15 protein-coding genes and 1 tRNA gene are annotated in these 18290 nt (G+C 66.9%); 6 read left to right on the plus strand and 10 right to left on the minus strand.

All coding sequences use genetic code 11. The features are described from left to right. Positions 1-241: 241 nt before the first annotated feature. The gene (locus PSA7680_RS01235; RefSeq protein WP_085866833.1) at positions 242-2137 is read right to left on the minus strand and encodes a PhoX family protein; all 1896 of its coding nucleotides are present in this window, start codon (positions 2135-2137) and stop codon (positions 242-244) included. Positions 2138-2673: 536 nt separating this feature from the next. On the opposite strand from PSA7680_RS01235, the gene PSA7680_RS01240 reads away from it, so the two are divergent. Both PSA7680_RS01240 and ilvN read left to right on the plus strand, forming a co-directional pair. Next, entirely contained in the window at positions 2674-4428 is a 1755-nt protein-coding gene (locus PSA7680_RS01240; protein WP_085866834.1) for an acetolactate synthase 3 large subunit, read from the plus strand. A 12-nt stretch (positions 4429-4440) separates the two neighbouring features. Continuing rightward, positions 4441-5004, plus strand: coding sequence for an acetolactate synthase small subunit (ilvN, locus tag PSA7680_RS01245; protein ID WP_085866835.1), 564 nt, complete (start codon positions 4441-4443; stop codon positions 5002-5004). An 80-nt stretch (positions 5005-5084) separates the two neighbouring features. On the opposite strand, the gene PSA7680_RS01250 is transcribed toward ilvN, so the two are convergent. Further along, positions 5085-5360: an EF-hand domain-containing protein gene (locus tag PSA7680_RS01250; RefSeq protein ID WP_085866836.1), complete on the minus strand. Its 276-nt coding sequence runs from the start codon at positions 5358-5360 to the stop codon at positions 5085-5087. 155 nt (positions 5361-5515) lie between these two features. Further along, a complete protein-coding gene (locus tag PSA7680_RS01255) occupies positions 5516-6400 on the minus strand; it encodes a LysR substrate-binding domain-containing protein (RefSeq protein WP_085866837.1) in 885 nt (294 codons plus the stop codon). A 111-nt stretch (positions 6401-6511) separates the two neighbouring features. Here PSA7680_RS01255 and PSA7680_RS01260 point away from each other — a divergent pair, with 111 nt between their 5' ends. Continuing rightward, positions 6512-7216, plus strand: coding sequence for an SDR family oxidoreductase (locus tag PSA7680_RS01260; RefSeq protein WP_085866838.1), 705 nt, complete (start codon positions 6512-6514; stop codon positions 7214-7216). Positions 7217-7478: 262 nt separating this feature from the next. On the opposite strand, the gene PSA7680_RS01265 is transcribed toward PSA7680_RS01260, so the two are convergent. The 7 genes from PSA7680_RS01265 to pdxH form a co-directional block, all read right to left on the minus strand. Continuing rightward, on the minus strand, positions 7479-11165 hold the full coding sequence (locus tag PSA7680_RS01265; protein WP_085866839.1) for a vitamin B12-dependent ribonucleotide reductase: 3687 nt from the start codon (positions 11163-11165) through the stop codon (positions 7479-7481). Positions 11166-11655: 490 nt separating this feature from the next. Beyond that, positions 11656-12234 carry a hypothetical protein gene (locus PSA7680_RS01270; RefSeq protein ID WP_085866840.1) on the minus strand — a complete coding sequence of 193 codons (579 nt, stop codon included), beginning with the start codon at positions 12232-12234 and terminating at the stop codon, positions 11656-11658. Continuing rightward, positions 12234-12497 (minus strand): spike base protein, RCAP_Rcc01079 family, encoded by a 264-nt coding sequence (locus PSA7680_RS01275; RefSeq protein ID WP_085866841.1) that lies wholly within the window; start codon positions 12495-12497, stop codon positions 12234-12236. The genes PSA7680_RS01270 and PSA7680_RS01275 overlap by 1 nt, the downstream gene beginning before the upstream one ends. A 126-nt stretch (positions 12498-12623) precedes the next feature. Continuing rightward, a tRNA-Pro gene (locus PSA7680_RS01280) sits at positions 12624-12700 on the minus strand. A gap of 50 nt (positions 12701-12750) precedes the next feature. Continuing rightward, positions 12751-13245 (minus strand): DUF192 domain-containing protein, encoded by a 495-nt coding sequence (locus tag PSA7680_RS01285; RefSeq protein ID WP_245824407.1) that lies wholly within the window; start codon positions 13243-13245, stop codon positions 12751-12753. A gap of 8 nt (positions 13246-13253) precedes the next feature. Beyond that, positions 13254-13793, minus strand: a complete 540-nt coding sequence (locus PSA7680_RS01290) for a cold-shock protein (protein ID WP_085866873.1) — start codon at positions 13791-13793, stop codon at positions 13254-13256. 121 nt (positions 13794-13914) lie between these two features. Further along, complete coding sequence (gene pdxH, locus PSA7680_RS01295) at positions 13915-14520, minus strand: pyridoxamine 5'-phosphate oxidase (RefSeq protein WP_085866842.1); 606 nt, start codon at positions 14518-14520, stop codon at positions 13915-13917. A 151-nt stretch (positions 14521-14671) separates the two neighbouring features. Between pdxH and gpt the strand changes: the two genes are divergently transcribed. The 3 genes from gpt to PSA7680_RS01310 all read left to right on the plus strand — a co-directional run bounded on the left by gpt (position 14672) and on the right by PSA7680_RS01310 (position 18283). Beyond that, on the plus strand, positions 14672-15175 hold the full coding sequence (gpt, locus tag PSA7680_RS01300) for a xanthine phosphoribosyltransferase (RefSeq protein WP_085866843.1): 504 nt from the start codon (positions 14672-14674) through the stop codon (positions 15173-15175). Between the two features lie 12 nt (positions 15176-15187). Then, positions 15188-16360: an aminotransferase gene (locus PSA7680_RS01305; protein ID WP_085866844.1), complete on the plus strand. Its 1173-nt coding sequence runs from the start codon at positions 15188-15190 to the stop codon at positions 16358-16360. A 69-nt stretch (positions 16361-16429) separates the two neighbouring features. Next, positions 16430-18283: a peptidyl-prolyl cis-trans isomerase gene (locus PSA7680_RS01310; protein WP_085866845.1), complete on the plus strand. Its 1854-nt coding sequence runs from the start codon at positions 16430-16432 to the stop codon at positions 18281-18283. The last annotated feature ends 7 nt before the right edge of the window (positions 18284-18290 follow it).

Raw genomic sequence — 18290 nt, forward strand, 5'->3', positions numbered from 1 at the left:
AAATGTCTATTTCTCTTCGTTTTTAAGACATATTGGGCTCTTTTTCACCGCGCCTTCGCCATGAATGTGGCGCGCACAACCTGAAAGCGAACCCCAGCGCGGCCGGAATCACGCCGACTCACGTAGAATCAACCGCGCCAAGCCGTTGTTCTCCATGAGAAAGGGGCGCCCCGCCGGGCGCCCCTTCCGATCCTGCGGCAAATGTGGCGCCCCCGTGGCGGGGGCGCGGATCCTGCCTCATTCAGCCGATCACGCCGCCGTCTTCGCGCTTCACCGCGATGATGCAGGAGCGCGGCAGCGTGCCGGGGCCGTCGGGGAACGCCCCCTCGTCATCAGCGCCGGGGTGCTGGATGCCGACGAAGGCGGTGCGCCGGTCGGCCGACCATGCCAGCCCCGTGACCTCGCATTTCAGCGGCCCGGTCAGGAAACGCGCGATCTCGCCCGTGGCCGGATCGCCCACCAGCATCTGGTTGTTGCCCTGCCCGGCGAAATCGCCCTCGTTGGAGTAGTCGCCGTCGGTCTGGATCCAGAGGAAGCCGCGGCTGTCGAAGCGCATCCCGTCGGGCGAGTTGAACATGTTGCCGGCGGTCACGTTGGGCGAGCCGGCGCGGTCGTCCTCGAAGACTTCCGGGTTGCCGGCCATCATGTAGAGATCCCAGGTGAAGCCCTCGGCGGCGTGATCGCCCCCCTCCGGGCGCCAGCGCACGATCTGGCCGAACTTGTTGGCCTCGCGCGGGTTGGGGCCGCCCACGGGGGTGGCGTCGCCGCCGGCGTTGGGCTTCAGGCCCCGGTTCTTGTTGTTGGTCAGCGCGCAGTAGAGCTCGGCGCGGTGCGGGTGCGCCGCGACCCACTCCGGGCGGTCCATCGTGGTGGCCCCGGCGGCGGAGGCGGCCATGCGCGTGTGCACGCAGATCTCCTCGGGCGCCATCCCCGTGGTTTCGGGCGTGAGCGGCAGCCAGCGGCCCGTCATGTCGTCGCTGAACTGCGCGGCGTAGAGCGTGCCGGCATCCAGCAGCCCCTCGGTGTCGCCGCCGACGGTGTAGACGCCCTCGGAGACGAACTTGTAGAGGAACTCGCCGCGCTCGTCGTCGCCCATGTAGACGACGATGCGCCCGTCGCCGTTCACCACCACCTCGGCGTTCTCGTGCTTGAAGCGGCCGAGCGCCGTGCGTTTCTTCGGGGTGCTTTCGGGATCGAGCGGATCGAACTCCACCACGTAGCCGTGGCGGTTGGGCTCGTTCGGCTCCTTGGCGAGATCGAAGCGCGGGTCGAAATGCTCCAGCCCGTAGCGGCTTTCCAGGTTCACGCCGTAGCGTTCCCAGGCCGGCGTGCGCGCGAGCGCGGCGTCGGAGGAGCCGAAGTAGCCGTTGAAGTTCTCTTCACAGGTCAGGAAGGTGCCCCAGGGCGTGCGGCCGCTGCCGCAGTTGTTCCAGGTGCCCAGCACGCGGGTGCCCGTGGGGTCGGCCGCGGTTTTCATCAGGTCGGAGCCGGCGGCGGGGCCGGTGATCTCCATCGGGGTTTCCATGGTGATGCGACGGTTGAAGGGCGAATCCAGCACGATCCGCCATTGCCCCTCCTCCTCCACGATCTCGGCCACGCTGACCCCGTGGGCCGCCTTGATCTTGGCGGCATCCTCGGCATCCGCCGGCATCCCGTCTTCGCGGTTGGCCAGCAGCACCTTGCTCTGGATGTATTCGTTGTTCACCGCGAGGATCTGGCGATGCCCCAGCGAGAAGACTTCCATGCCATCGGTATTGTCGCCGAAGGCCTTTTCCTGCGCGGCCGCCGTGCCGCCGGTCTCCACGTCCACGTCCGCGACGCCGGAGAACATCGGCTGGCCCCATTTCGCCAGCACCTGCCAGGTGTAGCCCTCGGGCACGTTCACCGTGTTGGCGGTGGAGGTGGGGATCGGGGTGAAGGCGAAGCGCGAAGCCACCATGGCCTCGGCGCGGCCCGGCATCAGCCCGGTGGCGCCCATGGCCATCGCGCCGGAGCCGAAGGCCAGCACGCCGCCCAGGAAGCCCCGGCGGGAGATCGCGGCCTCCACCACGGCATCGAAGCCGTTGGTCTCCGGGCGCGGATCTTTCATTTCATCGTAGTCGTCAAAAGACATCTCGGGATCGAATGGCGTGCTCATCGCGGGCTCCTTCGCTGTTGCGCTGCGGTTTCGACAGCGCGCTTAAGCCGCGAATGTGACAGCCCGCCGAAGGAGAGATGACAGTTCGGTAAGACAAGCGGGGCTACGTGCGCGCAAAGCGGGCGCGGGCAAGGCGGGCGCGGATGAGCCGGGCGCAGATTCGCCCCGCGCGCCCGCGCTGGCGGGCATTTTCGCCGCACCGCAGCCAAACCGCGGCCAAACCGCGGCTGACCCGGCGTCGGATTTCCGAAAAATACCTCCCGCGCCGAAAATGGCGCAATTATCGGAAAGAAAAATGCCCACGGCAGATGTTTTCTTCCCGGTTTTGCCATTGACGCCCCCTGCCGCCCCCCCTAATGTCCCGCGCACGAACCAAGGAGCCTTCGCATGAGCGGCATCGTCGTACTTGTAGGGAAATGGCGCATGGGCCGGTAACGGACACCATAATGGTACCCCATGCGCCCTCGGACCGACCGGGGGCTTTTTTTTGGCTGACGCAAGCGGATAACAGACGCGACAAAGCACGGAGCAAACAGATGACACGTCAGATGACCGGAGCGAAAATGGTGGTTCAGGCCCTGAAGGATCAGGGTGTGGACACGGTATTCGGCTATCCCGGCGGCGCCGTGCTACCGATTTACGACGAGATCTTCCTGCAGAATGACATCCGCCACATCCTGGTGCGTCACGAGCAGGGCGCGGTGCACGCCGCCGAGGGCTACGCCCGCTCCACCGGCAAGCCCGGCGTGGTGCTGGTGACCTCCGGCCCCGGCGCCACCAACGCGGTGACGGGCATCACCGACGCGCTGCTGGATTCGATCCCGCTGGTGGTGCTCACCGGCCAGGTGCCCACCTTCATGATCGGCACCGACGCCTTCCAGGAAGCCGACACCGTGGGCATCACCCGCGCCTGCACCAAGCACAACTGGCTGGTGAAGGATACCGACAAGCTGGCCGAGACCCTGCACCAGGCCTTCCACGTCGCCACCTCGGGCCGCCCCGGCCCGGTGCTGATCGACATCCCCAAGGACGTGCAGTTCGCCAACGGCACCTACACGCCGCCGGCCAAGGCCAACACCGCCCACTACGCCCCCAAGGTGAAGGGCGATCTGGAAGCCATCAAGCAACTCGCCAGCCTGATCGAGGCCGCCGAGCGCCCCGTCTTCTACACCGGCGGCGGCGTCATCAACTCCGGCCCCGCCGCCAGCCAGCTGCTGCGCGAACTTGTGGACGCCACCGGCTTTCCCATCACCTCCACGCTGATGGGGCTGGGCGCCTACCCGGCCAACGGCGACAACTGGATCGGCATGCTGGGGATGCACGGGCTCTACGAGGCCAACCTCGCCATGCACGGCTGCGACCTGCTGATCAACGTCGGCGCGCGTTTCGATGACCGCATCACCGGCAAGCTCGACAAGTTCAGCCCCAATTCCACCAAGGCCCATATCGACATCGACCCCTCCTCGATCAACAAGGTGATCCACGTGGACGTGCCGATCATCGGCGACGTGGGCCACGTGCTTGAGGATCTGCTGAAGGTCTGGAAGGCCGGCGGCCGCAAGACGAACAAGCCCGCGCTTCAGAAGTGGTGGGCCCAGATCGAGGAGTGGAAGAAGGCCGACTGCCTGCGCTACACCAACTCCGAGAAAACGATCAAGCCGCAGTATGCGCTGCAGCGGCTGGAGGCCCTCACCAAGGACCGCGACCGCTATATCACCACCGAGGTGGGGCAGCACCAGATGTGGGCCGCGCAGTTCCTGGGCTTCAACGATCCCAACCGCTGGATGACCTCGGGCGGGCTTGGCACCATGGGCTACGGCCTGCCCGCCTCGTTGGGCGTGCAGATCGCGCATCCGGATGCGCTGGTCATCAACGTCGCCGGCGAGGCCAGCTGGCTGATGAACATGCAGGAGATGGGCACGGCGGTGCAATACCGCCTGCCGGTGAAGCAGTTCATCCTCAACAACGAGCGCCTCGGCATGGTGCGCCAGTGGCAGGAGCTGCTGCACGGCGAGCGCTACAGCCATTCGTGGTCTGAATCGCTCCCCGATTTCGTGAAGCTGGCCGAGGCTTTCGGCTGCAAGGGCATCATGGTGTCGGATCCGGCCGATCTGGACGACGCGATCATGGAAATGCTGAACTACGACGGGCCGGTGATCTTCGATTGCCTCGTCGAGAAGCACGAGAACTGCTTCCCGATGATCCCTTCCGGCGCCCCCCACAACGAAATGCTGATGGGCGAGGCCTCCACCAAGGATGCCATCGGCTCCACCGGCGCGGTTCTTGTTTGAGGAAGAAAGCAGATGAACGCTCTTAAGCTCAAGAAAGGCGTCTCGCGCCACTCCGCCTACAACCTTCGCGATCCCAACGCCGAGGCCACCGAAGTCCATACGCTCGCCGTGCTGGTCGACAACGAGGCCGGCGTGCTGGCCCGCGTGATCGGCCTGTTCTCCGGGCGCGGCTACAACATCGAGAGCCTCACCGTGGCCGAGGTGGATCACCTTGGCCACCGCTCGCGGATCACCATCGTCACCACCGGCACCCCGGCGGTGATCGAGCAGATCAAGGCGCAGCTGGGCCGCATCGTGCCCGTGCACGAGGTGCATGATCTCACCGTGGAAGGTGCGAGCGTGGAGCGCGAGCTTGCGCTCCTGAAGGTGGCGGGCACCGGCGAGAAGCGCGTCGAAGCCATGCGGCTGGCCGACATCTTCCGCGCCAACGTCGTGGATACCACGCTGGAAAGCTTCATCTTCGAGATCACCGGCACCGGCGAGAAGATCGACGCCTTCGCGGAACTGATGCGCCCGCTCGGGCTGGTGGAGATCGCCCGCACCGGCGTCGCGGCGCTGTCGCGCGGCGCGGCCTGATCCGGCCCATCCCGATCTTGCCTGCCATGTCCACGGCAGGCTGACGCCCCGCCCCGCGCCACCTGCCGGAGCGGGGCCTATCATTGGCCTTCAGCGCCGCTTTCACCTTCGGCCGCCGCCAGAAGCCCGGCCGCCACCGCGGCCTCCATTTCCGCTGCGGTGACGCGGCCGTCGCCATTCGCGTCGATGCGCGCGAACAACGTGCGCGTCATCCCGGGGTGGGCCAGAACCATCTCGGGGTAGCTCAGGCTGCCGTCACCGTTGGCGTCGCCCTGCAAACCCGCCAGGGAAGCCCCGGCAAGGATCCCCAGCCCCCCGGCGAGCACGGCCGCCAGCGCCTTGCGTTTTCCAGTCATGATCTCCGCCTGCTCTCGGACTGTTTCCTGCTGCCCCGCACCATGACGGGTGCCGCGCCCCTCGTCCAAGGGGGGCGGCGCGGCCGGGCCGTCTTCCGCCGAGCGCGCGGCGCAGCCTGCGCGGCAATCTGCCGGTCGCCCGCGCGGGCCGGCCCTCAGCCGGCCATTTCCCGCTTCAACCAGCCGATCAGCGCCGCGCGCCCTTCCGGCGCGCGCCCGCGTTCCGGGTGGATCAGGAAGAATCCCTCCGCTTCCGCCTGCGCGGGCTCCCCTGCCGGTGGCGCCCAGACCTGCACCAGCGCGCCCTGCGCCAGGGCGTCGCGCACCAGCAGGCGCGGCGCCAGCGCCACCCCCTGCCCCGCGCCGGCGGCATCCACCGCCAGCGCCGTCTGGTTGAACCGCAGCACCCGCGCCGGCAGCGCCATCCCGGCCGCCGCGAAATAGCTCTCCCAAAGGGCATGGCCGTCCTGGATCAGCGGCACCCCGGCCAGATCCGCCAGGCCCCGCGCGGGCGGCAGACGCCCCGGCGCGGCCACCGCCACGAGATCGAGCGGCGCGATCCGCTCCACCACGAACCCCGGTGCCTCGGGCCGCCGCCCCTGCCGCACCGCCACATGCACCCCGTCGCGGGCGAACTCCGCCCGCTGCTCCGTCGCCAGCGTCTGCAACCGCAACTCGGGGTTGGCCTCCAGAAAGGCCGGCAGGCGCGGCATCAGCCATTTGCTCGCGAAGGAGGGCGGCACGGAGAGCGTCAGCTGGTCCGGCCCCGCGGTGATCCGTGCGGTGGCCTCCTCGATCATCCCCAACGCCTCGCGCAGGCGCGCCGCGTAGAGCGCCCCCGGTTCCGTCAACCGAAGCCCGCGGGCATGGCGGGTGAACAGCGCCACCCCCAGCGCGGCCTCCAACTGGCGCACCTGCTGGGCCACGGCGCCCTGCGTCACGTTGAGATCCTCCGCCGCCTTGCGGAAATTCTCGTGCCGGGCGGCGGCATCGAAGGCCTGGAGCGCGGAAAGCCTGGGCAGGGGTATGGGCAGGGGCATGGGTATAGCCTGTAGTTTTTCTGCAGCCTTGCCGCGCAGAGATGATTGGTCAACCCCGATCCCCGGCCGTATTTTCGGTTCAGACACAATGCCTGCAGAGAAGGAAACATCATGAGCCAGGAGAAAACCGCCCTGATCACCGCCGGCGGCAGCGGCATGGGCGCGGAAGCCGCCCGCCACCTCGCCGCCAAGGGCTATAACGTCGCCATCCTCTCCTCCTCCGGCAAGGGCGAAGCCCTCGCACGGGACCTCGGCGGCTTCGGCGTGACCGGCTCCAACCTCGACCCGGAGGCGCTCGCCAGCCTGGTGGACGGCGCCATGGCGCGCTGGGGCCGCATCGACGCGCTGGTCAATTCGGCAGGACACGGCCCAAAGGGCGAGATCCTCGACATCGCCGACGAGGACTGGCACCAGGGCATGGAAGTCTACCTGATGAACGTGATCCGCCCCACGCGGCTGGTCACGCCGATCATGCAGGCCCAGGGTAGCGGCGCCATCGTCAACATCTCGACCTTCGCCACCTTCGAACCCGACCCGCTCTTCCCCACCTCCGGCGTGTTCCGCGCCGGGCTGGCGAGCTTTACCAAGCTCTTCTCCGACCGCTACGCCGCCGACGGGCTGCGCATGAACAACGTGCTGCCGGGCTTCATAGACAGCCTGCCCGAAACGGAAGACCGCCGCGCCCGCATCCCGATGGGCCGCTACGGCACCTCGGCGGAGGTCGCCGGGCTGATCGCCTACCTGCTCTCGGAGGACGCCGCCTACGTCACCGGGCAGAACATCCGCATCGACGGCGCGCTCACCCGCAGCGTTTAACGCGCTGGCGCGCGGGTTTCATGCCTCCGGCGGGGATATTTCCGGAACAAAGTGCGCCCTTTCCTCTCGCCCCAAATACCTCGGGGGTGCGGGGGCGGCGCCCCCGCCCCGCCCGCCGCAGGCGCGCGCGGAACGGCGCAAAGAAAATGGGGCGCCGGAGGCGCCCCAGTTTTGCTGATCAGGCTCGTCATTGTTACCGCCCGTGGTTTTTTGCCTGCGGCCTGATCCGCGTCAGGGGCGAGCGCACCCGCCCCGGAACCTGTTAGGAACAACCGGAGGTCGCTCCGCAGGTGTTGCACTTCATGCAGGTGCCGTTGCGCACCAGCGTGTAATTCCCGCAATCGCCGCAGGGGTCGCCCTCGTAGCCCTGCATCTTCGCCTTGGCGCGGGCATCCATCGTCTGGACGGAGCCGGTGCTCAGGGCGGTGCTGGACTGGGTGGCGTTGCCCGCTTCCGGCACCAGCGTGCTCAGCGCGGCCACGGGATCCTTGGCGCCGTTGAGCGCCGTGCCTCCGACGCCGCCCTGCAGGACGACGAGATCCTGGGGCACCCGCTTGCGCAGGTAGCCGGTGGAGGAGATCTGCTTGAGCACCTCCAGCGAGCGCGAGGCGGCGCTGTCGCTCAGCTCCTTCACGTTGGACACGCCCTCTTCCTCGCCGCGGCCCAGATCGTCGAAGGTCGCGCCTTCGGGCTTCACGTGGGCGAGGTCGGTGCGGTCGAGGTAGGACACCGCCAGTTCCCGGAAGATATAGTCCAGGATCGAGGTGGCGTTCTTGATCGAGTCGTTGCCCTGCACCATGCCCGCGGGTTCGAACTTGGTGAAGGTGAAGGCATCAACGAATTCTTCCAGCGGCACGCCGTATTGCAGGCCCACCGAGACGGCGATGGCGAAGTTGTTCATCATCGCGCGGAAGCCCGCGCCTTCCTTGTGCATGTCGATGAAGATTTCGCCGAGCGAGCCGTCCTTGTACTCGCCGGTGCGCAGGTAGACCTTGTGGCCGCCCACGATCGCCTTCTGGGTGTAGCCCTTGCGGCGCTCCGGCATCTTCTCGCGGTGGGAGCGCACCAGCTCCTTGACGACGACCTTCTCGACGACCTTCTCCGCCAGCACCGCCGCCTTCTCCTGCGAGGAGCCGGAGGCGAGCACTTCCTCGGCCTCTTCGTCATCCTCCACCAGCGCCGCCGCCAGCGGCTGGCTCAGCTTGGAGCCGTCGCGGTAGAGCGCGTTGGCCTTGATGCCGAGGGACCACGACAGTTCGTAGGCCTTCTGGCAATCCTCGATGGTGGCGTCGTTGGGCATGTTGATCGTCTTGGAGATCGCACCCGAGATGAAGCTCTGCGCCGCCGCCATCATGCGGATGTGGCTCTCCACGCTCAGGAAGCGCTTGCCCTTCTTGCCGCAGGGGTTGGCGCAATCGAAGATCGCGTAGTGCTCTTCTTTCAGGTGCGGCGCCCCTTCCAGCGTCATCGTCCCGCAGACGTGATCGTTGGCGGCCTCGATGTCGGACCTCGAGAAGCCGAGGTGCCGTAGCAGATCAAAGCTCGGATCGTTCAGCTTTTCGGCCGGAATGCCCAGCGTCTTGGTGCAGAACTCTTCTCCCAGCGTCCACTGGTTGAAGACGAAGCGGATGTCGAAGGCCGTCGGCAGCGCCGCCTCGATCTTGTCCAGCTCCTCCTGCCCGAACCCGTGCCCGATCAGCGAGGTGTGGTTGATCCCCGGCGCGTTGCCCAGCGAGGCATGGCCGACGGCGTAGGAAACGATCTCTTCGATCTGGGAGGAGGAGTAGCCGAGCGTCTCCAGCGCCGCCGGGACCGACCGGTTGATGATCTTGAAGTAGCCACCACCGGCCAGTTTCTTGAACTTCACGAGGGCGAAATCGGGCTCGATGCCCGTGGTGTCGCAATCCATCACGAGGCCGATCGTGCCGGTGGGCGCGATCACGGTGGCCTGCGCGTTGCGGTAGCCGTGCAGCTCGCCCTGCGTCAGCGCCTTGTCCCAGGTGCGCTTGGCGATCTCCACCAGGCGCGCGTCGGGGCAGTTGGCGTGATCCAGCGGCACCGGTTTCACCGCAAGCTGCTCGTAGCCGTCGGTCTTGCCGTAGGCGGCGGCGCGGTGGTTGCGCATCACCCGCAGCATGTGCTCGGCGTTGCGCTCGTAGCCGGCGAAGGCGCCCAGTTCCGAGGCGATCTCGGCGGAGGTCGCATAGGCCTCGCCCGTCATGATCGCGGTCAGCGCCCCGGCGAGTGCCCGGCCCTCGTCGGAGTCATAGGAGAGGCCCATGTTCATCAGCAGGCCGCCGATGTTGGCATAGCCCAGCCCCAGAGTGCGGAAATCGTAGGACAGCTGCGCGATTTCCTTGGAGGGGAACTGCGCCATCGTCACCGAGATCTCCAGCGTCAGCGTCCAGAGCCGCGTGGCGTGGATGTAATCCTCCACCTGGAACTGGCCGTCCTTGTAGAAGGTCAGCAGGTTCATCGAGGCGAGATTGCAGGCCGTGTCGTCCAGGAACATGTATTCCGAGCACGGGTTGGAGCCACGGATCGGGCCGTCTTCCGGGCAGGTGTGCCAGGCGTTGACGGTATCGTGGAACTGGATGCCCGGATCGGCGCAGGCCCAGGCCGCGTGGCCCACCTGCTCCCAGAGATCGCGGGCCTTGATCGTCTTGGCGACCTTGCCGTCGGTGCGGCGGATCAGCTCCCAGTCGGCATCTTCCTTCACCGCCCTGAGAAAGGCGTCGGTGACCCGGATCGAGTTGTTGGAGTTCTGCCCCGACACGGAGTTGTAGGCCTCGGAGTCCCAATCGGTGTTGTAGGTCGGGAACTCGATGCTGTCGTAGCCCTGCTTGGCATAATCCAGCACGCGCTTGATGTATGTTTCGGGGATGGAAACGGCCTTGGCCGCCTTCACGGCCGCTTTCAGCGCGGCATTGGCCTTGGGATCGTAGGCGTCTTCGGCCTTGCCGTCCCAGCCGCGGATGGCAGCGAAAATGCCGTTGAGCTTCTGCTCGTGCATCTTGGAGCCGGCGACGATGCTCGCCACCTTCTGCTCCTCGATCACCTTCCAGTTGATGAATTCCTCGATGTCCGGGTGATCGGCATCCACGATCACCATCTTCGCGGCGCGCCGGGTGGTGCCGCCGGATTTGATCGCCCCGGCCGCGCGGTCGCCGATCTTCAGGAAGCCCATGAGGCCCGAGGAGCGCCCGCCGCCGGAGAGGCTTTCGCCTTCCGCCCGCAGCGAGGAGAAGTTGGTGCCGGTGCCGGAGCCGTATTTGAACAGCCGCGCTTCGCGCACCCAGAGATCCATGATCCCGCCTTCGTTCACGAGGTCATCGGCCACCGACTGGATGAAGCAGGCGTGCGGCTGGGGGTGTTCGTAGGAGGATTTGGATTTCGTCAGCTTGCCGGTCTTGTAATCGACGTAGTAGTGCCCCTGGCCCGGGCCGTCGATGCCGTAGGCCCAGTGCAGGCCTGTGTTGAACCACTGCGGGGAGTTCGGCGCGGCGCGCTGGGTGGCCAGCATGTAGCGCATTTCGTCGAAATAGGCGCGGGCGTCCTCCTCGGAGGAGAAATAGCCGCCCTTCCAGCCCCAGTAGGCCCATGCGCCGGCGAGGCGGTCGAACACCTGCCGGGCGGAGGTTTCGCCGCCGAAACGCTCTTCTTCGGGCAGTTCCGCCAGCGCCGCCTCGTCGGGCACCGAGCGCCACAGGAACTCCGGCACGTCCTTTTCGCGCACCTTTTTCAGACGTGCCGGAACACCCGCCTTGCGAAAGTATTTCTGGGCGATCACATCCGAGGCGACCTGGCTCCAGCTGCTGGGAACTTCCAGTTCCGGCAGGCTGAAGACGACGGTGCCGTCAGGATTGCGGATCTCGGATGAGGTGATGGTGAATTCCAGCGCGGCGTATGCGTCCTTGCCGGCCTGGGTGAACTGACGTTCGATCTTCATGCGGTCTGCCCCGTTTTCCCTACGATTCCCGCGGCGAAGACTTCTCCGTCCCTGCCCCGCGATCCCTGCCGTCCTGCGCTTCGGGAAAAACTGTCCTGCCGGCCCCTGAGAGGCCGTCGCCCCGCATCCTGGCGGGGTCTGCGGTCTGGAAGTTTCTGCCCCTGAAGGTATCCACTAGATGTTGTGGCTTTTTCTCCGACCCCCACAACGTGCCGTAGATCAACATATGAGGTCAACGGCAAAATTTGGCTTGAGCCGCGAATTTCTCGCTTGACCCACCCAGCAAGGCACGCGCGCGCTGACTCGGAAAAAACCGCAGGCGCCCTGCCCGAAAAACGGGCAGAGCGCGCCATCTGGAAAAACCAAATGTTGGGGGCGGCTTAGCGGGTGTTTCTACATTGTGGGTCCGCAGAATGGCTTGCTGCGCCTGCACGGGTTGCGACTGCGGCACCCCGGACACAGACGAACCACAAAGCGAACACGATGAGAATCAATCGCCGAGCCAAAGCGACTCGTAGATCAAAAAATCGCTGGCTGCGGTGTAAGAGACCACAACATCATGTATGGCGCCGGTGGTAATGGATCCCACCACCGACGTGGTAAGAACGCTGGCTGCATTTGTCCCGCTCCATTCCGACTGCCCGGCCGAACCGGGGGTCTCAGTTCCGATCCGGCGCCCGTTCCACCACGCACTCGCCAAAATGGGCGTGCCGGGCCGCGTGCTGATAACAAGTTTGCCGTTCCCGCCAACACTGCCCGGATCGGCCTGAACGAGGGCCGTGGCGTCGGAGGGCAAGGCGCCCCCGTCACCGCTGCGGAACAGGAAACTGCCGTCACTTTCAAAGCCGACGAAGAGACCGATGATGTTGCCCCCGAACTCCGCGATGAGCCCCCCGCCACTGCCGTCCAGCCCCTCGAACTCGATGCTCATGGTCACGGGTTGCGTGCGCTGAAGTGATGCCGTGGACAGGGTGCTCCCGGGGGAAACGGCAAGGCTCGGGCTGCGCCCGGCGACCGGATCGTAGGGATAGATGTTGTGGGCCGCGTCGAGACCCGTCGCCAACCGCATCACAGCAGCCCCCTGAGGCCCGAGGCCACCGTGCCCGTCGCCCAGACCCGGCTGGCCCGGATCGGGATCACCGCCCCGGCCGCCACGTAGAGCGTGGCCGTATCGCCGCCCAGCGTGGTGATCCGCACTTCGCCCGAGGTGGCAGCATTGAGCGCGCGGGTGACGAAGGGCAGATCCGTGCCATCGTCCGGGGTGATCTCGAAAATCCGGGTCGGCGGGCTTTCAAGGCCGGCGGTCTGGTCGTCGAACAGGTCTACGGGCATCTCTCACTCCTTGCGAGGCTGTCGTCATCGCGCCCAAGAGTGTGAAGCAAAGATGAATCCGGCCTGAAGGCGCCGTACGCCGCCCTTCTCAGGGAGCCGGAACCGCCGGCAGGATGCAGGGAGAAATGGTCGGGACGGCAAGATTCGAACTTGCGACCTACGGTACCCAAAACCGTCGCGCTACCAGGCTGCGCTACGCCCCGACTGGCGCGGTTCTAGCGGGGGGGGGCCGGATTGAAAAGGGTGAAAACGCTCAGCAGGGCCAGGCGGCGCGGTCGGCCGGAATCGCCGGGTGGCGCGCCTGCGCGCCGGGCGCGATGCCGATGGCGCCGGCGAGGCCCGCGTTGATCTCCAGCACGAAGCGGATGTCCTCGCCGCCGGGGATCGCCGTCAGATCACCGGGCACGGCGTCGGCATGCACGCGGCGCACGGTGCCGTCTTCGGCCATGAAGATCATGTCGAGGGGAATCAGCGTGTTCTTCATCCAGAAAGCCACGTTCTGCGGCCTGTCGTAGACGAAGAGCATCCCCGCGCCCGAAGGCAGGTGCTCGCGGAACATCAGCCCCTGCGCCCGGCTCGCCGCCGTATCGACGACTTCAACGGTGAACCGGCTGGTGCCGAAGGGGCCGCGCAGCTCGATCAGGTCGGCCCGGCAGGCGGTCTCGGCGGCGGCAATGGAGGCGAAAGAGAGAAGTGGCAGCGCCGCGGCCAGCGTGGCCCGCACGGCGGTGCGCGCGAAAGTCCGCAAGCCCGCGGTCACGAAGAGGTGGCCGCCCGCGCGGCCGCTTCCCAGGAGGCGGCATGGGTCGCCATGCGCCCGCGCTTGCCCTGCACGACGCGCAGCCCGACCGCTTCACCGGGTTGCAGGTCCGACAGGCCGGAACGGCGCAGAACTTCGACGTGAACGAACACATCGTCGCTGCTGCCGAAGATGTTGGCGAAGCCGAACCCCTTGGCCTTGTCGAACCACTTCACCCGCGCGGGGCACAGCGGCGCGGCTTCCAGCGTGGCGGCGTCATATCCGGCCAAGTCTTCGAGCACGGGTTCGCCGTCGCCCTCGGGCGCCGCGATGCTGAGCACTTCCACCGCCTGGGCGCCGCGATCCGTTTCCTGCACCATGACCGTGATCTTCGCGTGATCGGCCACCGAGCTCTGGCCGAAATTGCGCAGCACGTTCGCGTGCAGGAGGATGTCTGCGCCCCCTTCGTCGGACACCACGAAGCCGAACCCTTTACCCGGGTCGAACCACTTCACATGCCCCTGGACGAGCTGTCCCAAGTTCTTTTGTTCCGTCATCCCCATACGCCACGTTCTAGCGTTTATATTTTCTGCCCTGCCTATCTGTCGCATATGTGAGAAATGTTGCAAGGTTAAATTAATTTGCCTCGTAAAATCGGAGCAGATCGTTGCCCGAGGCTCAGGGATTGAGCCTTTCCACGTGCCACGATGGCCCGTTTTCACTCTTCACCCAGCGGAAACGGTCGTGCAGGCGGAAGGCGCCGTCGGCCCAGAACTCGATCTCCACCGGCCGGATGCGGTAGCCGCCCCAGAACGGCGGACGCGGCGGGTTGGGGCCAAGCTCGGCGGTCAGCTTTGCAACTTTTGCCATCAGGCTGGCGCGCGAAGACAGCGGCGCCGATTGCTCCGAGGCCCAGGCCCCCAGCCGGCTCTTGAGGCTGCGCGAGGCGTAGTAGGCATCCGCCTGCGGCCCCTCCTCCCGCTCGACGTGGCCGCGCACGCGGATCTGGCGGCGCAGGGATTTCCAGTGCATCACGAAAGCCGCCTTGCCCGAGGCCTCGATCTCCTGCGCCTTCACGCTGCCGTAGTTGGTGTAGAAAACGAAGGCGTCGGCCTCGATCTCCTTCAGGAGCACCATGCGCACGTTGGGCAGCCCCTCGGCATCCACCGTGGCGAGCGCGATCGCGTTGGGATCGTTGATCTCGCTCTCTTCCGCTTCCGCCAGCCAGCGCCGCGCGATCTCGAAGGGATCCTCGCCGCCGAATTTGCCGCTCCTGTCGCTCATGGCCCTGTTCCTCGTTGCCCGATCTCTGTCTATGCCGCGCCATACCTAGCGCGCGGTGGGCGCCTCTGCCACTCCCCCGGCGCGAAATCTGCGTGGACGAAAACCGCCCCGCCATGCTAACGCAGCAGGCAAACCACCGGGGACACGAAAAATGACCGAAAGACTTCCGCACGAGAAAGGCTTCCACATCAGCTGGGATCAGATCCACCGGGACTCCCGCGCGCTCGCGTGGCGACTGGATGGGCAGGGCCCGGACGACGGCGCCTGGAAGGCGATCGTCGCCATCACCCGCGGCGGCATGGCGCCGGCGATGATCGTCGCGCGCGAGCTGGACGTGCGCGTGATCGACACGATCTCCGTGAAATCCTACGACAAGCAGACCCGCATGGACGCCAAGGTGCTGAAGGCGCCGGACGCGGAGCTGATGGGCGACGGCACCGGCGTGCTGATCGTCGATGATCTCGTGGATTCCGGCAAGACGCTGGAACTGGTGCGCGAGATGTATCCCAACGCCCATTTCGCCACCGTCTACGCCAAGCCGAAGGGCCGCCCGATGGTGGACACCTACATCACCGAGGTCAGCCAGGACACGTGGATCTTCTTCCCCTGGGACATGGCCCTGCAATACGTCGAACCCTACCGCGGCACCGACTGAGGCCGGCCAGGGATGCACCTGAACCCCCGTTTCGCAGAGACGACGCCACCGCCGGTGATGGAAGCGCGGCGCTGGCTCGAAGGCGTGAGCTTCCCGCCCGAGCGTCCGCTTCTGAACGTCTCGCAGGCCGCGCCGGTGGATCCGCCGCCGCAGGGGCTGCGCGAGGCCCTGGCCGAGGCTGTCCTGCACGAGGATGCCGCGCATCTCTACGGGCCGGTTCTGGGCCTGCCCGAGTTGCGCGCGGAAGTGGCCGCGCAATGGTCGGCCGGCTACGGGGGCGCGATTTCGGCCGATCAGGTCGCCATCACCTCGGGCTGCAACCAGGCTTTCGCCGCAGCGCTCAGCACGCTGGCCGGATCAGGGGATGAAGTCATCCTCCCAACCCCCTGGTATTTCAACCACAAAATGTGGCTGGACATGCAGGGGGTGCGCACCGTGCCGCTGGCCACGGGCGCCGGGCTGCTGCCCGATCCCGACGCGGCCGCGGCGCTGATCACCGAGCGCACCCGCGCGATCGTGCTGGTCACGCCCAACAATCCGGGCGGCGCCGAATACCCCGCCGATCTCGTGCGCGCCTTCTTCGAACTGGCCCGCAGCCGCGGCCTCGCCCTGATCGTGGATGAAACCTACCGCGATTTCGACAGCCGCACCGGCGCGCCCCATGATCTCTTCGCCGATCCCGATTGGGCCGACACGCTGATCCAGCTCTATTCCTTCTCCAAGGCCTACCGCCTCACGGGCCACCGCGTGGGCGCCATGGTGGCCTCGCCCGCGCGGCTGCTGGAGGTCGAGAAGTTCCTCGACACCGTTGCCATCTGCCCCAACCAGCTGGGCCAGCGCGGCGCGCTCTGGGGGATGCGCAACCTCGGCCGGTGGCTGGCCGGCGAGCGCGCCGAGATCCTTGCCCGCCGCGCCGCGATCGAGGCCGGCTTTCCCAGGCTGGCGGGCTGGAAGCTTCTGGGCTGCGGCGCCTATTTCGCCTATGCGGAGCATCCTTTCGCCATGGCCTCGGACGATCTCGCCCGCGCGCTCGTGCGCGAGGCGGGCATCCTGCTGTTGCCCGGAACCATGTTCATGCCCGAAGGCGATCCGGCCGGGAAGCGCCAGCTGCGCATCGCCTTCGCCAACATCGACGCGGACGGCATCGACAGGCTGTTTTCACGGCTGCAAACCACCTCTTTCTAAGCCTTGCTCCCCCCGGCGCGAGGCCCTAAACATCCCTGACGGAAAAAAGCAAAAGCGAGGCAGCCGAACATGGCGAGCGGAACCAAGGGCAAGGCGTCCAACATCTTCGTCTGGATCATTCTGGTGCTTCTGATCATCGGTCTCGCCGGGTTCGGCGTGACGAATTTCGGCGGCTCCGTGAATGCCGTGGCCGCCGTGGGCGACACGGAAGTGGACATCAACGAATACGCCCGCGAACTGCAATCGGAACTGCGCGCCGTGGAGGCCCAGACGGGCCAGCAGATGACGCTCGCACAGGCCACCGCCTTCGGCATGGACCGCGCCGTGCTCCAGCGCCTGCTCGCGCGCGCCGCCCTCGAAGAGGAAACCCGCCGCATCGGCCTCTCCGTCGGTGACGAGGTGGTCGCCCGGCAACTGCTCGAAATCCCCGCCTTCCGGGGGCTCGACGGCACCTTCGACCGCGAGGCCTACGCCTTCACCCTGCGCCAGTCCGGCCTCAACGAAAGCGAATTCGAGGAAAACCTGCGTACCGACACCGCCGCCGCGCTGCTGCAGGCCTCCGTGGTCAACGGCGTCGCCGCGCCCGAGGCGCTCACCGACGCCATCCTCGGCTTCGTCGCCGAGAAGCGCAGCTTCGAGATGATCCGCCTCACCCCCGCCGACATCGTGGCCGCGGCCGTGGAGCCCACCGAGGAAGAGCTGCGCACCCATTACGCCGAGAACGAAGCCGCCTACACGCTGCCCGAGCGCAAGAAGATCACCTACGCCTGGATCACCCCCGACATGCTGCTCGATACCGTCGAGGTGGATGAAGATTCCCTGCGCGCGCTCTACCAGGAGCGGATCGAGCAATACCAGCGCCCCGAACGCCGCCTCGTGGAGCGGCTCGTCTTCGCCAACGAAGCCAGCGCGCAGGCCGCGATGGACAGGTTCAACGCCAACGAAGCCACCTTCGAAGAGCTGGTGGAAGAGCGCGGCCTGGAGCTGGCCGACATCGATCTGGGCGACGTCACCCGCGACGATCTCGGCAACGAGGCCGGCGAAGCCGTCTTCGGTCTGATCGCCCCCGGCGTGGTGGGCCCGCTGCCCTCCTCCCTCGGCCCGGCGCTCTACCGCATGAACGCCATTCTCGCCGCCCAGGAGACGAGCTTCGAGGAGGCGCGCGACGAGCTGCGCCGCGAACTGGCCGCCGACCGCGCCCGCCGCATCATCGCCGACAGCATCTCGTCGGTGGACGATCTTCTCGCCGGCGGCGCCACCGTGGAGGAACTGGCGGAGGAAACCGATCTCGAACTGGGCACGCTGGAATGGTCGCCCGGCTCCAAGGAGGGCATCGCCGCCTACGCCGCCTTCGATGCGGCCGCCGCGGCGGCCCAGCAGGGCGATTTCGCCGAGGTCGTCGAACTGGAGGACGGCGGCATCTTCGCGCTGCGGCTGGACGAGGTGATTGCCCCCACGCTCCTGCCCTTCGAAGAGGTTCAGGACAGCGTCTACGCCGATTACAAGCGCGCCCTCGAAAACCGCCGTCTCGCCGAACTGGCCGAGGATCTCGCGGGCCGCTTCGCCAACGCCGCCACCGCCTCGGAACTCGGCCACGAGGCGATCCTCGAAGAGGGGCTGACCCGCGATGCCTTCGTGGATGTCTCCGCGCCCGACCTGATGATGCGGGTGTTCGACCTCGCGCTCGGCGAAACCGCCGCGCTGGCCGGCGACGGCGAGGCCTACGTGGTCAAGCTCACCGCCATCACCCCGCCGGATCTCGGCGACGAGGCCGTCACCGCGCTGCGCGATGCGCTCAACGCCCAGAGCAGCGAGGCCATCGCCCAGGATCTGCTGGCCGCCTACATCGCGGCGATCCAGTCCAGCGCCGGCATCACGCTCAACCAGGCCGCCGTCAACGCGGTCCACGCCCAGTTCCCGTAAGGCGGCT

The organism is Pseudoruegeria aquimaris (assembly GCF_900172235.1).
Classification (GTDB): domain Bacteria; phylum Pseudomonadota; class Alphaproteobacteria; order Rhodobacterales; family Rhodobacteraceae; genus Pseudoruegeria; species Pseudoruegeria aquimaris.

What these genes read in the sequence shown, in the direction of transcription:
- PSA7680_RS01305 (WP_085866844.1), top strand. Translation starts at nt 15,188, where the DNA reads ATGCACCTGAACCCCCGTTTCGCAGAGACGACGCCACCGCCGGTGATG.
- PSA7680_RS01290 (WP_085866873.1), bottom strand. Translation starts at nt 13,793, where the DNA reads ATGACGGAACAAAAGAACTTGGGACAGCTCGTCCAGGGGCATGTGAAG.
- PSA7680_RS01235 (WP_085866833.1), bottom strand. Translation starts at nt 2,137, where the DNA reads ATGAGCACGCCATTCGATCCCGAGATGTCTTTTGACGACTACGATGAA.
- ilvN (WP_085866835.1), top strand. Translation starts at nt 4,441, where the DNA reads ATGAACGCTCTTAAGCTCAAGAAAGGCGTCTCGCGCCACTCCGCCTAC.
- PSA7680_RS01270 (WP_085866840.1), bottom strand. Translation starts at nt 12,234, where the DNA reads ATGCGGTTGGCGACGGGTCTCGACGCGGCCCACAACATCTATCCCTAC.
- PSA7680_RS01275 (WP_085866841.1), bottom strand. Translation starts at nt 12,497, where the DNA reads ATGCCCGTAGACCTGTTCGACGACCAGACCGCCGGCCTTGAAAGCCCG.
- pdxH (WP_085866842.1), bottom strand. Translation starts at nt 14,520, where the DNA reads ATGAGCGACAGGAGCGGCAAATTCGGCGGCGAGGATCCCTTCGAGATC.
- PSA7680_RS01255 (WP_085866837.1), bottom strand. Translation starts at nt 6,400, where the DNA reads ATGCCCCTGCCCATACCCCTGCCCAGGCTTTCCGCGCTCCAGGCCTTC.
- PSA7680_RS01250 (WP_085866836.1), bottom strand. Translation starts at nt 5,360, where the DNA reads ATGACTGGAAAACGCAAGGCGCTGGCGGCCGTGCTCGCCGGGGGGCTG.
- PSA7680_RS01240 (WP_085866834.1), top strand. Translation starts at nt 2,674, where the DNA reads ATGACACGTCAGATGACCGGAGCGAAAATGGTGGTTCAGGCCCTGAAG.
- PSA7680_RS01310 (WP_085866845.1), top strand. Translation starts at nt 16,430, where the DNA reads ATGGCGAGCGGAACCAAGGGCAAGGCGTCCAACATCTTCGTCTGGATC.
- PSA7680_RS01260 (WP_085866838.1), top strand. Translation starts at nt 6,512, where the DNA reads ATGAGCCAGGAGAAAACCGCCCTGATCACCGCCGGCGGCAGCGGCATG.
- PSA7680_RS01265 (WP_085866839.1), bottom strand. Translation starts at nt 11,165, where the DNA reads ATGAAGATCGAACGTCAGTTCACCCAGGCCGGCAAGGACGCATACGCC.
- gpt (WP_085866843.1), top strand. Translation starts at nt 14,672, where the DNA reads ATGACCGAAAGACTTCCGCACGAGAAAGGCTTCCACATCAGCTGGGAT.